Here is a 10652-nt window from a genome sequence, read left to right as displayed (position 1 = left end):
AAGGTCTGATTGGGGGCCATCTGTAGCCCCGTGGTCGGGTTACGAGGGCAGACAAAATTTTCGAGGGTTTGGGCTTACACCCCCGAGCACGATACCCTTGTCCGTCTGCCAAGCCAGATCATCCAGGTTCTCAATGGCGCTGCGGTAGTGGTGCGTCGTGGTGAAGGTCGTAAACCCGAAGGCCGCTTGTAACTCCAACAGGTGTTCTCGGCGCGTTTCAGCGCGCTGAGCATAGCTTTCCCATGCCTCCATGGGTACGTTGATCTGATTGGCTACTAGCCGCAACAGCGGTGTGAATGGCATTTCTTCTGCTCCCAAGATGACACCCGGGAATCGCATGTAGCAAAGATGGACAGCAAACCCCAGGCGATTCTCTGGCCTACGATGCTGACGAATAACGGACAGATCCCTCTCATCGAAGGCATAGCGCCGGATGAGATCATCCTGGGTGGCGGGTATTTCGAGCAGACTGTTGCACTCGGCGGCAGACAAAATAGAACGGCGGGGCATGGGGATCTTCCTCTCGCAAGTTTCCGTCCGAAACTGGTCGATTTCGGTCTGGTACCTGCATGGCTGTACGAAAGTAGGAGAAAGGCATTTCGGATGCAAGCTATAATCCGTACATCGCTTTCGGACGGGATAAAACTATGTCACGCGTTTTTGCTTATTGTCGGGTGTCCACCCTGGACCAGACCACCCAAAATCAGCGATTGGAAATTAGGGCGGCCGGATTTGCCATCGAAGCACGTCGACTCATCGAAGAGACCATCAGCGGTTCTGTGGCTACAAAACAGCGGCCCGGCTTCATGAGGCTTCTCGACCGGCTGGAACCGGGAGATGTTCTGGTCGTCACCAAGCTGGATCGGCTGGGGCGTAATGCGATGGATGTCCGGGCCACTGTCGAACAACTAGCCAGCGCCGGGGTGCGCGTACACTGTCTGGCACTGGGGGGTGTGGATCTTACCAGTCCCGCAGGAAAGATGACCATGCAGGTGATCGCGGCTGTGGCCGAGTTCGAGCGGGATCTGCTCATTGAGCGCACACAGTTTGGAATACTTCGGGCAAAGGCAGCAGGTAAGCAGCTCGGTAGGCCACCAGCACTCAATGCGCAAGAACGTAGAGCCGCCCTAGAGCGACTGGCGGAAGGTGCCAGCATTGCGATAGTGGCGCGCGAATTCAAGACAACACGGCAAACGATCATGCGGGTGAGGGACGCGGCCTTGAAGCTGCAGCACAGCGTCTGAAATCGGTGGGTGGGTATGCACAACGATCGAACAGAGCAAATATCAGCCGCGATGGCCACTCGCCAGGTCTTAACGTACTTTAAATTCCGTTTTCTGAAGGGACCCCTTTTTGGAGAGGAAAAACTCCGCAACAATCTGGATTCAGATTACACCGTAATAGAAGGTTAGGTTTGATCGACCGATCTTGTTAGTTCGCCGTACTTACCCTTCATCTGATCACATGCATCACGAATCTTTCTTTTTATTAGACGGTCTGGTGACCCTTCGTTTTCTTTCCGGATGCGGTCTGCAAGCTCTAATAATTCAACTGGATAATGTACAGAGAAATCCACGTCTAGGAGTACTGGTAATAGTTGCTCGTGAGTTCTATCAAATTTTGATCTTGCTGGACCAAAGGACAACGAATTCAGCAGAAAATCCAGAGACATTAGTGGGGAGGATGTTTCAGTCGCGACTTCCTTTTTTAAGATTGTTTTTATTTTCCATGCAAGGCTGTCCGTTGTTAGCCACCAGTTCTTATATCCCAGCTCTGAAGCATTTTCCTTTTTACGCAGCGCTATGATGCCTAAATAACTTTCCACATCATGGCGAATCAGTATCTCTGTTGTTTCGCCAGAACCACTGCTCTCATCAGAAGATGAGCGGCGTACATCATGTGCTTCTCGCCAAAGCCTCTCAACTGCATGTCTCAAGTCATCATCAACTTCGCGGGATGCGTCATCCAATGATTCAATTATTATTCCGTGTTGAGACTGCAGATATTCACAGATATCTTCTTCAGGTCTTTCATTTCCGCGAAAATTTTCCACTGCGGCGCCAAAACTAGAAGGATTATAGCCAGCCTGAATGTAATGGTAATAAAGGAATGGAATTCTCCCTTTCCATTCCCTTGGGATATAAGTTGAGCATTTTATAGATATTAGAATATGATGCAAAACCTCTTGTATTACACCTGTGGTAATACGTAGTTCAACGCCCGCCGATATTAAGCTCGACACTGCAGAAGTATATCTTCTTGGATCATCCTCTCCACAAAAATATTCCGCCAGAACCGGAAGAATAATTGTGGTATCAAGCCATATTTTTCCGTGGCCAAATATTTTTTTTGTGGCTCTTTGCACATCTGGCGTTTCTCTAAGAAAGGAAAAAAGAGTGTATGAGTCTGATATTTTCCTTAAGTGGGATATCACATAAGTGTTTTTTGAAGTGGTTATTCTAGCAATGACATTCAAAGCAATATCTGGGAACGTTTCTAACGAATCAGTTGGTTCTGGATATTTTGAGATGTCAGAGTAGACCGCATTATAAAGAATATTCCTGTCAATGAAACAGACCTCTCCAGAAGCCACAGAAACCGCGAACGCCTCTCCAGTCTTAAGTAAGAAATCGTCCAATATCCTCAATATTCTGTCAATAAAACTCTCAAAAACTGATTCGGATACTGTCGATTTATCTTTCATTTCTCTCTTTAGTAGTTGTTCAACCTCTTCGAGAAACTCTTTTTCTTGATTTTTTGTTTCTGCTAGACGTTCTCTCAAGCGGACAACTTCTTCATGGGTTAGACAAAATTCATCATCTGCTTGCCAGTGGCGAATTTTTCTTCTTGTTAAGCGCCTAAGTGCTCCATCTACTTGGGCTTCGATCTCCTTTTCTTTTGTTGATGTTAGATAGCTAAATATCGTTCTGTGAATATCTGAACGCGATAATCTGTTGTCTGAGTTTGTACTTCTCAGTGCGGCAAGCACCAGGGCTTCGTACGTAACCTTACTTAACCCCTTGTCGGTTTGTTCATCTTCCCATTGCATTGCTAAGTAGACCAGAGCTGCCTTCGACTCTATGGTGGTAAGCGAAGGTCTGGACGTCTCTATAATTTTCTGACCTTCGAGTAATGGTAAAGCGACGATATTACAAAATTCATTGGCTGCATAATATTTGTTGTCATCCAAGTTCATTCGCTCAGAGAACCAGGAAATGTCTCTAATATCGAGCGACACACCTTCACTCATACATTTACTCTTGATCTTGTCTCCGCCTGCTCCAATCTTCTTGTTGGTCACATAGATTAGGACTCGGACGCTTTGATTGGTTTCTTTAATCCTATTAAGTGTCCTATCAATTTTTTTATTCCAGTCGATTGCTACGGAATATTGGATTACAACTGAACGGTTACCTTCTGACGAAAATAATTCTGAATCTCTGCCTCCATCGCCAGAAGGGTTTGCCATGGTACGCAATTCTGGAAAATCGCTCGCCAGGAATCTAGAGCTGAGCTCCTCGAAATGCTCCCAGTCTGAAGAACGCATATTTTCTAGTGCAAATATGAATAGTGATTGGTTCATATTATGATTTTCAGATTAGCCTTTTATACACCGAACATAAATTCGACGATACTGCCAGTGTCGTATAATATAGAGGAATATTGCTGCGGGTTGAGACACAATGCGTCATTCTGTCCGATGCTTATGCCGCGCCGTAGGCATACTCAATGGTCTGCAGGGCGGCACCGCCGTGGGAAGCTTTCAGTATTTCGATGCCTACCACATTCCCGTGATCATCATAATCCAAAATGACGCCGGGGCTTGCCTCGTCGCTTTCCACAACGGGATGCTCACTTAGCCTCATGGTTAGCGTATCTGTGTCCGGGTCGTAGCGTACTTTCATGATCCCCTCCAATACTTCTCTATCTTGCTGGTACGATAGACAGTAATAATCCGCATAGGCTGGTCTTGGTCTGCCACGATGGCCCTCAGCAGCATGAGCCCTTCGGGAAAACTGATCACCGATTGGTAAGCCACCAATTCCGCTTTCTCCGGCACAATCTCTCCTGGCGTCTGCATGACCACATCCAAAATGGATTCAGGAATCCCCCGAATAGCCATTTCTTCTTGCGCGTGTTTGGTAATGATATATGTTTTCATGGGTTCAAATCCCGCATTAGTTTTGAAACCCCAATTTTAGTGTGCCGTCACTACATCTTCAGACAGAATGCACCATTCTGTCTATTGGATAGGGCTGGCCAAGTCGGCAAGCCGTTGATTGAGATGGACCAGGCTGCTGTCTGGATAGGCCATTTATGCGACAAAAAGCAGAATCCGCTCATTTTTTGATACCTCGACGCTTCACCCGGTCGGTGAAATTGGACCATTGCTCCACCCGGAAGGCCCGCACGTCTCTGACAGAGGACAGCATCCATGAGATTGGCCATATCCTCATCTTCACAAACATAGATACTACCCTGCACCCATCGGAATCCAAACCCTGCTAAGGTTACGCCAATGTCTGCATAGGCAGCGGCAACACTCTTTGGATGATGCTTTGTGACTTCCCTAACTGTCAGGTCAAAGGCGATAGCAAACACTAGCGGGCCTCTGGATCGTCCAGGGCGTCCTTCAGGGGATATTCCAACCGCTCCCCTGTTTGTGGCACCTCAATCTCGACGGTCCAGCCCTTTGCGGTGGCATGACCTTCCTTGAGTATCTGGTAGGGAATGCCAAACGGCCCAAACTGGCGGAATGTTCCGATCAGTTCGGGATGCGGAAAGTCTGCGATGTGTGGCTGCATGGATTGCCCCCCTGTTTGGCTTGCATAGTACGCCGGCTCAAGACCATTCCCCCTGCGGCCCCCTGCCCTGGCCTCACGCTTAACTGACCCGTGGCCGCCGTCCCCGCCGGGCCTTGCCATGCTCTTCCAACAAAGCTTCCCCACGTTTCTGCAGGGCCTGTGCATCTTCCTGAAGGGCTTTTTCGAGGGCCGCGATAAAGTGTCGTGCATCCCATTCCGGTGCCAACACCTGTGCCGCCCGCACAAAGCGCTTGTCCTGCTCCATTCGGTCCTTACGGGCTGTAGGAGACTGCATCAACCGTTTTTTCGCCGCCTCGATTCTGGCCAGTGCCGCTTTCTGACGTTCCAGAATCTCCGCCTGCTTTTTCTCCAGATCGGCCAGACGCTGTTCCGGGGTGCGCCGCACCCGTTTTTTCCCTTCAGTCATGTTTTCTCCTTTTCTGTTCCTCAGTGATTTACTTTCCCTGCAAATTCTTTCAAGGTAATTTTACCGGCCGCAGGCAATTCCGTTTCCAATGTATGACGGAACACCTGAAAACAGTTTTCCGCATCCACTTTGGATATCTCCCCATGACGCGCCAGGGCAGCAATAAATTCGGTTTTGTTCATCAGAACCTCTTTTTTTAGGAGACGTGTCTGGTCAATGTAGGGAATTCCCATAACCGGCGCAACACAAGCGCATGCCATTCCGCGTATGGTTTTATTGTGAATTGACCAATCTCCGCATCGCCTGACCGGGTTTAAAATGCACACGGCGTTTTTCAGGTACCGCTACAGACGCACCCGTTTTCGGATTCCGGCCGGCTTTGGCCGCTATCGTATGCAGGGTAAATACCCCGAAATCCCGGATCTCGATCCGCTCGCCGGCCACTAAAGCCCGCGCACAATGATCCAGGATCAGTCCGACCGCCATAATGACCTCCTGTCGGGAGATCGCCTGGTTTCCCTGATCCCGTAAGGCCTGATACATCGTGTCCAAGAGTTCGGATTTCGTCATTGTTTTTCTCTACAGTGCTTCTGATTTTTCAGCTTATCCAAAGGGGATTCTGGATGATTGTACCCACATTTTCTTCTGCATAGAAACAGCCAGATAATTTCTTTACGTCCTTTCAAAAACCTCTTTTTTGAGCGTTTTCTTTGCCTTCATTTCCTTCATCTGTCAGAAAAACGGGTTTTTCGGGTTTTTCGGGTTTTTCGAGCTGCCCTTTATTCAGATTTCCCCGCAAAACAGCGAGCGTTGTTCTCGGTAGTCCAGTCGGCCATATCCAGCGCAACCAAGGGGGCTTCTACCGGCACATAGCGATGCTGCCGCCGGGTTTTCTGAACCTGCCGTCGAATGACTTCTGCCGCTCCCGGAGAATCCACCCTTTCGCGCCGTTCGCGCGTGGGTTTCTGACCGATTCTGCCCCAACAACGGAGCAGCTCCCATTGTCCCCAGAGATCCTGCTGCAGACAGAGCCGGTAATAACGAGAAACCGGGGGATCAGCATCGGGTTGAACCTTCTGCCAGGTCACACACCACCAGCGAGACAGATCATAAACCGGATCGCGATCTGAATCGGACGTATGCATGACCCATTCTCCTCCAGCGATCGGTATGTCGTAAAAACCGTAAAAAACTGTCAGCCCTGCCGGGACTAAGCCGCACGGGCGATATAGACGATATAGAGAACTCTCCCCCCTACCGGGCGCCCTCCTCCGCCTCTCTACAGGCCCAGACATTGACCGTACCGCCCTTGCTGCCGATCGTACAGGAAGGCGCATACACCAGTCCCTGCGTTCGTAATTCCAGAAGCAATCCATTCACCCGGTTCACGGTCAATCGTAAGGCCCGGGCAATCTCCACGGAGGTACCGGGATTTTGCTGCAGATAGGCAAGAATCCGCCCCATATCCTGAGCCGCCAGGGGATGGCGGGCTTGCGGAGTCCGCGCGTTCATTCTGACAACAGCCGCGCCCGTTGCATCAGTTCCCGAATCAATCCCCGCAGGATGGCGTTCTCACCGGGAAGGTTTCGTCCCTTGCGATAGGCAATAGCGATTTGTTCCAGTAAGGCGGTATCGGACAACTGGGTTTCATCACCCCTTCCCCCCCAGACCAACGCATAATCCCTTTCCCGCTTCTCTCTTTGTCGATCAGCCGGGCTTTTGCCCATTTTTAAGAACCCCCAAAACGGTTACAGAAGCAGAGCATAAACCGTGACTGTAACAACCACAAGAGGAATCGCCCACCGATGAATTGACAACCGATTAAAAACCCCACAAAGAATCCCGCTGTAAAGGCCCAGAAACCGTCCCAGAGCCGACGTAAATCCTATTCCGGTACATTTTCATCACTCAACCACCAAAATCACGTCCTGAACCAAATTTACCCCTCTCTTGTAAAACCTGCGGGGGAGCCGCTGCTATCAGCAGTGGGGGACGCAGTCCCCGAAGGGGGTCGACCCGGCAAGCCGAAGGCGCGGACAGGGGGACCAGCAGGGTCCCCGCCGGGGGATGTTTGCGCCCGGCGCCGTAGGCGGCAAGTGGGTGCTCATTAAAATAAGGGGGATGCCGGGAGGGACACGCAGGCGGACGCGAAGCGTCCAGAGGCGTGGGTTCGAGTCGGCGGGGGCGAAGCCCCCAAGAGACGGCGGCGGAGCTTGCGAAGCCATGGATAATAAAAGGTTAATTAAAAGGATAAAAAGGATAAGGACTGCAAAATGCCGAATTTTTTATGTGGAATTATCGTTTTATGGTTTTCACCCGTCACCTATTCCCCCTAACAAGGCATTAATTTAAGGTGAAAGTTCGCTGGTTATCCACAGATTCGGAAGCATTTAGTTGTCTTTTTGGCGACCCGTCACCTATTCCCCCTGCTTTTTTGGCGACCCGTCACCTATTCCCCCTGCTTTTTTGGCGACCCGTCACCTATTCCCCCTGCCGATCAACCAGAACAATGGGCTACAGAAGTCTCTGTTTGCAACCCGTCACCTATTCCCCCTGCCAAGCGTCACCTATTCCCCCTGCCGATCAACGCGACCCGTCACCTATTCCCCCTGCCAAGTGATATGGTGTCACGCTTTTTTTGCTGGTTGGGTGAATTTGCTTGACGGCGATTAGCTGCCTTCTGTTCTGCCATGAATTCGTAGGTTGGCAGTAAACTATAAATCACGTCATCAAGTTTGCCGCGCTGGCTGCGCCTTTCGCTCTTGCTGATAGAACTTAATGCTCCCAGCTCCTTTAGTTCTTGCCACGCATCATCAACAGCCGCAATAGCTTGACGTTCGAGCCGGTACCCATTCAGCAGAGCACTGTCCCGCTTCACCGTGCTGTAGTATACCTCGAATGGAGTCAACATCGCTGCCTGAGTATATTTCAAGACAAGCTGATTCAAGAGCCAGCGGGCAATTTGACTGCGGCATTTCATCATACGTTGATAGTTAAACTGGCGGTAAGTAACGCGGTCAATACTCTGAGTAACAAGAGGATGAAACTGCGCAGCGCACTTCAAATTCCGATCAGCGTCATACTCCTTTCGTCTAATCACCGTGAGCCGATCTAGATAGCTTGACCGCGTACAAATTTCGTCGCCATCCGCGTTGAGCGCTACTATGTCAATGGTACTCAGGGAGAGGATGTCTAAGGCTTCGATAATCTCGTCATACCGCAAACTATGACCTTGCCGTTCTAGCTCACTACGCAATGCATGTAGGGAAAAAACGACTCCTGAGCGATAGTCGAGTTGGTCAAAAAACCCGGACTTCTGCTCAGCGGAAATCTTCCTCAGTGCGTGCTCTATTAATTCCTCCCGCGCGCTTGGATAATAACTCTGTCGCTTACCGTTCTTACCATTCACGCGTGCTGGGTGGATTACCGCAGTAAACTTCCGTCCACGATACTGGAAAGGAAGCTCAAGTTCTTCGAGAAAACCGTCTGCCGTTCGCATGCTGTTCATGCGAGCGCGGGATACAGAATAGCGAGGAATATTATCCCAAAGGTCTACAGCATTTGATAGTAACTCTCTCTCACTTTCACTGTTTGCCAAGAATCCCTGAAACAAACTAAGTTGTTGGTTTGCGAAAGCTTCTGGCTGCAATGGCACAATAGTCTTTCGACTTCTAGACTTTTTAGCTGATGTCGGCTTATCGACCATGTTCCCGCCCTTCCGGCATCTTACTTTTCTTCTTTCATGAATTCATGAAATGATAAATTCAGTAATTCATTTAGTTTCAAGCCTCGGTCGAGGGCTGCCTGCTTAAAGGCCCGTACAAACTCGGGAGGCATCCTGAATTGTAACGGAACGAGCTCTGAAGATGGGGTTACCCCACGCTGGCAGCTGATGCTTTGGGAACGAATTTTTGCTGGTATTAAATCGGCACCAGTTAGACCAATAGTCGCCGTTTTAGCCATTAGCATTTCTCCTTACTGATTTAATTTTTTCATTAAAACATGAAATAATGATAAGCCACAAGGCGTGTATTTCATCTGCTGCGGGACCTTTTGGGGCAATTTCTTGCGCTGTACGCCCACCAGTCATTGCAACAGCATAGGCCACCCGGTCAACAATAAATTTTTCAGCAACACGGCCGTGCTGCGAGAGAGCGGCTACAGCTTGTGCAGTGATTGTCGCTTGAGATTTCGCCTGATTGATAATAAATAAGAATGGCTTATTCGCTTGTTTAACAATCTCTACCGTATCAGCCACGGCCCAAAGATCAGCTGGAGAAGCTCTGACAGGTATCAGAACAAGATCGGCAAGCTCAATAATAGTCTTGCTTTGTTCCGAGATGGTTGGCGGCGTATCAATGAAACAATATGCCGCATTCTGTGTGGCAAGGGTTTGCAAGCCCATTGGTAACCGTGCGAATGGAACCTCCAGCTTTCCAGGCGTCTCTGCCTCTCGGCGAGAATGCCACTGGCTCAATGTAGATTGCTTGTCTGTGTCAACTAGCCATACGTCTCCACCACCGTTTCTCTCAGCTTCGACAGAAAGATGCGCGGCAAGCGTTGTTTTGCCACTCCCACCCTTTTGTGACGTGACAGCAATTGTTTTCATTATTTAATCCTTTCATGATTGCATTTTTGCATTATTTCATGAAATAAATGTGCGGGCAAATTCTTAAGCTCATGGGAAACCGTATGAAAGGAACACCCGGCTTTCCATGCATCTCTACCCCTCAGCGAGAATGTCACTGGCTCAAAAGTTGTCTGCCTGTGTCAACTAGCCATACGTCTCCACCACCGGTTCTCTCAGCTTCGACAGAAAGATGCGCGGCAAGCGTTGTTTTGCCACTCCCACCTTTTTGTGACGTGACAGCAATTGTTTTCATTATTTAATTCTTTCATTTTTGCATTTTTGCATTTTTGCATTTTTGCATTATTTCATGAAATAAATGTGCGTGCAGGTTAGTTTTAAGGTAGCTGCCTCTGAAGAGAGGCGTGCCCGCACTCGTGGAGAATAAGCCAGACACAATGCAACGGACGCTGCGTTCATGCGGCTGGTTATATCGTCAACAGCTACAACTACCCCGGAAATACGGCCACGTATCAATTTGTAGATCCTAATGCTGATGGATGTGGCCATGACGCAGGGAGGATCCTACAAAAGACATTCCGCGCTGAAGCTGTCCAGTGATGATTTCCAATGAAAAGCAGAACAGATGACGTCCCATCCGATTATTCAGGTGGTTGGTTGCGTATGACCTTCAGCACCGCTTGGGGTTGCTTCGAAATCAGTGCTGGCCCATTTTGGGGTGTACTCACTAATACTGAAAAATCAATCAAGTAAATTTCACCGGGATAGGAAATCGCTTTCCTAACCGTCACATTGGATTTGCCGAGTGGATTTCTCCCTCGAAAAGCGGCAC

At 49.3% G+C, this 10652-nt stretch carries 16 protein-coding genes and 1 pseudogene; 1 reads left to right on the top strand and 16 read right to left on the bottom strand.

All coding sequences use genetic code 11. The features are described 5' to 3' along the window. Positions 1-84: 84 nt before the first annotated feature. Positions 85-510, bottom strand: a pseudogene (locus tag HAP95_RS07100) (DUF4158 domain-containing protein); the annotation flags it as partial. Between the two features lie 137 nt (positions 511-647). Between HAP95_RS07100 and HAP95_RS07095 the strand changes: the two are divergent. Beyond that, positions 648-1244 carry a recombinase family protein gene (locus HAP95_RS07095; RefSeq protein WP_215883589.1) on the top strand — a complete coding sequence of 199 codons (597 nt, stop codon included), beginning with the start codon at positions 648-650 and terminating at the stop codon, positions 1242-1244. A 164-nt stretch (positions 1245-1408) separates the two neighbouring features. Here the strand turns inward: HAP95_RS07095 and HAP95_RS07090 are convergent, their stop codons facing one another. The 15 genes from HAP95_RS07090 to HAP95_RS07015 all read right to left on the bottom strand — a co-directional run. After that, on the bottom strand, positions 1409-3583 hold the full coding sequence (locus HAP95_RS07090) for a hypothetical protein (protein WP_215883588.1): 2175 nt from the start codon (positions 3581-3583) through the stop codon (positions 1409-1411). A 121-nt stretch (positions 3584-3704) separates the two neighbouring features. Beyond that, positions 3705-3905, bottom strand: coding sequence for a DUF2283 domain-containing protein (locus tag HAP95_RS07085; RefSeq protein ID WP_215883587.1), 201 nt, complete (start codon positions 3903-3905; stop codon positions 3705-3707). Next, positions 3902-4162, bottom strand: coding sequence for a DUF4258 domain-containing protein (locus HAP95_RS07080; protein ID WP_215883586.1), 261 nt, complete (start codon positions 4160-4162; stop codon positions 3902-3904). Before HAP95_RS07080 ends, HAP95_RS07085 begins: the two co-directional genes overlap by 4 nt. A 439-nt stretch (positions 4163-4601) precedes the next feature. Beyond that, on the bottom strand, positions 4602-4805 hold the full coding sequence (locus HAP95_RS07070; RefSeq protein WP_065974422.1) for a DUF5397 family protein: 204 nt from the start codon (positions 4803-4805) through the stop codon (positions 4602-4604). 79 nt (positions 4806-4884) lie between these two features. Beyond that, positions 4885-5232 carry a hypothetical protein gene (locus HAP95_RS07065; RefSeq protein WP_215883585.1) on the bottom strand — a complete coding sequence of 116 codons (348 nt, stop codon included), beginning with the start codon at positions 5230-5232 and terminating at the stop codon, positions 4885-4887. Between the two features lie 20 nt (positions 5233-5252). Beyond that, complete coding sequence (locus tag HAP95_RS07060) at positions 5253-5414, bottom strand: HU family DNA-binding protein (RefSeq protein ID WP_215883584.1); 162 nt, start codon at positions 5412-5414, stop codon at positions 5253-5255. A gap of 91 nt (positions 5415-5505) precedes the next feature. Beyond that, a complete protein-coding gene (locus HAP95_RS07055; protein WP_215883583.1) occupies positions 5506-5802 on the bottom strand; it encodes an HU family DNA-binding protein in 297 nt (98 codons plus the stop codon). A 209-nt stretch (positions 5803-6011) separates the two neighbouring features. Beyond that, positions 6012-6377, bottom strand: coding sequence for a WGR domain-containing protein (locus HAP95_RS07050; RefSeq protein WP_215883582.1), 366 nt, complete (start codon positions 6375-6377; stop codon positions 6012-6014). Positions 6378-6486: 109 nt separating this feature from the next. After that, the gene (locus HAP95_RS07045; protein ID WP_215883581.1) at positions 6487-6744 is read right to left on the bottom strand and encodes a winged helix-turn-helix domain-containing protein; all 258 of its coding nucleotides are present in this window, start codon (positions 6742-6744) and stop codon (positions 6487-6489) included. Beyond that, on the bottom strand, positions 6741-6959 hold the full coding sequence (locus HAP95_RS07040) for a hypothetical protein (RefSeq protein WP_215883580.1): 219 nt from the start codon (positions 6957-6959) through the stop codon (positions 6741-6743). The genes HAP95_RS07045 and HAP95_RS07040 overlap by 4 nt, the downstream gene beginning before the upstream one ends. Positions 6960-7828: 869 nt before the next feature. After that, the gene (locus HAP95_RS07035) at positions 7829-8938 is read right to left on the bottom strand and encodes a replication protein (RefSeq protein WP_215883579.1); all 1110 of its coding nucleotides are present in this window, start codon (positions 8936-8938) and stop codon (positions 7829-7831) included. Positions 8939-8958: 20 nt separating this feature from the next. Beyond that, positions 8959-9195: a hypothetical protein gene (locus tag HAP95_RS07030; protein WP_215883578.1), complete on the bottom strand. Its 237-nt coding sequence runs from the start codon at positions 9193-9195 to the stop codon at positions 8959-8961. Then, positions 9188-9841 (bottom strand): AAA family ATPase, encoded by a 654-nt coding sequence (locus HAP95_RS07025; protein ID WP_215883577.1) that lies wholly within the window; start codon positions 9839-9841, stop codon positions 9188-9190. The genes HAP95_RS07030 and HAP95_RS07025 overlap by 8 nt, the downstream gene beginning before the upstream one ends. Before the next feature lie 133 nt (positions 9842-9974). Further along, positions 9975-10115, bottom strand: a complete 141-nt coding sequence (locus tag HAP95_RS07020; protein WP_215883576.1) for a nucleotide-binding protein — start codon at positions 10113-10115, stop codon at positions 9975-9977. Between the two features lie 346 nt (positions 10116-10461). Beyond that, positions 10462-10652, bottom strand: a 191-nt coding sequence (locus HAP95_RS07015) for a hypothetical protein (protein WP_215883575.1), incomplete at its 5' end; no start/stop codon positions are given.

Origin of the sequence: Acidithiobacillus sulfurivorans, assembly GCF_018853815.1 — a bacterium.
Lineage (GTDB): Bacteria > Pseudomonadota > Gammaproteobacteria > Acidithiobacillales > Acidithiobacillaceae > Acidithiobacillus > Acidithiobacillus sulfurivorans.
This window is presented reverse-complemented; position numbering and strand designations above follow the sequence as displayed.

Excerpts from the sequence above, each read along its gene's own strand:
- HAP95_RS07095 (WP_215883589.1), top strand. The coding sequence starts at position 648 with ATGTCACGCGTTTTTGCTTATTGTCGGGTGTCCACCCTGGACCAGACC.
- HAP95_RS07090 (WP_215883588.1), bottom strand. The coding sequence starts at position 3,583 with ATGAACCAATCACTATTCATATTTGCACTAGAAAATATGCGTTCTTCA.
- HAP95_RS07085 (WP_215883587.1), bottom strand. The coding sequence starts at position 3,905 with ATGAAAGTACGCTACGACCCGGACACAGATACGCTAACCATGAGGCTA.
- HAP95_RS07080 (WP_215883586.1), bottom strand. The coding sequence starts at position 4,162 with ATGAAAACATATATCATTACCAAACACGCGCAAGAAGAAATGGCTATT.
- HAP95_RS07070 (WP_065974422.1), bottom strand. The coding sequence starts at position 4,805 with ATGCAGCCACACATCGCAGACTTTCCGCATCCCGAACTGATCGGAACA.
- HAP95_RS07065 (WP_215883585.1), bottom strand. The coding sequence starts at position 5,232 with ATGACTGAAGGGAAAAAACGGGTGCGGCGCACCCCGGAACAGCGTCTG.
- HAP95_RS07060 (WP_215883584.1), bottom strand. The coding sequence starts at position 5,414 with ATGAACAAAACCGAATTTATTGCTGCCCTGGCGCGTCATGGGGAGATA.
- HAP95_RS07055 (WP_215883583.1), bottom strand. The coding sequence starts at position 5,802 with ATGACGAAATCCGAACTCTTGGACACGATGTATCAGGCCTTACGGGAT.
- HAP95_RS07050 (WP_215883582.1), bottom strand. The coding sequence starts at position 6,377 with ATGCATACGTCCGATTCAGATCGCGATCCGGTTTATGATCTGTCTCGC.
- HAP95_RS07045 (WP_215883581.1), bottom strand. The coding sequence starts at position 6,744 with ATGAACGCGCGGACTCCGCAAGCCCGCCATCCCCTGGCGGCTCAGGAT.
- HAP95_RS07040 (WP_215883580.1), bottom strand. The coding sequence starts at position 6,959 with ATGGGCAAAAGCCCGGCTGATCGACAAAGAGAGAAGCGGGAAAGGGAT.
- HAP95_RS07035 (WP_215883579.1), bottom strand. The coding sequence starts at position 8,938 with ATGGTCGATAAGCCGACATCAGCTAAAAAGTCTAGAAGTCGAAAGACT.
- HAP95_RS07030 (WP_215883578.1), bottom strand. The coding sequence starts at position 9,195 with ATGGCTAAAACGGCGACTATTGGTCTAACTGGTGCCGATTTAATACCA.
- HAP95_RS07025 (WP_215883577.1), bottom strand. The coding sequence starts at position 9,841 with ATGAAAACAATTGCTGTCACGTCACAAAAGGGTGGGAGTGGCAAAACA.
- HAP95_RS07020 (WP_215883576.1), bottom strand. The coding sequence starts at position 10,115 with ATGAAAACAATTGCTGTCACGTCACAAAAAGGTGGGAGTGGCAAAACA.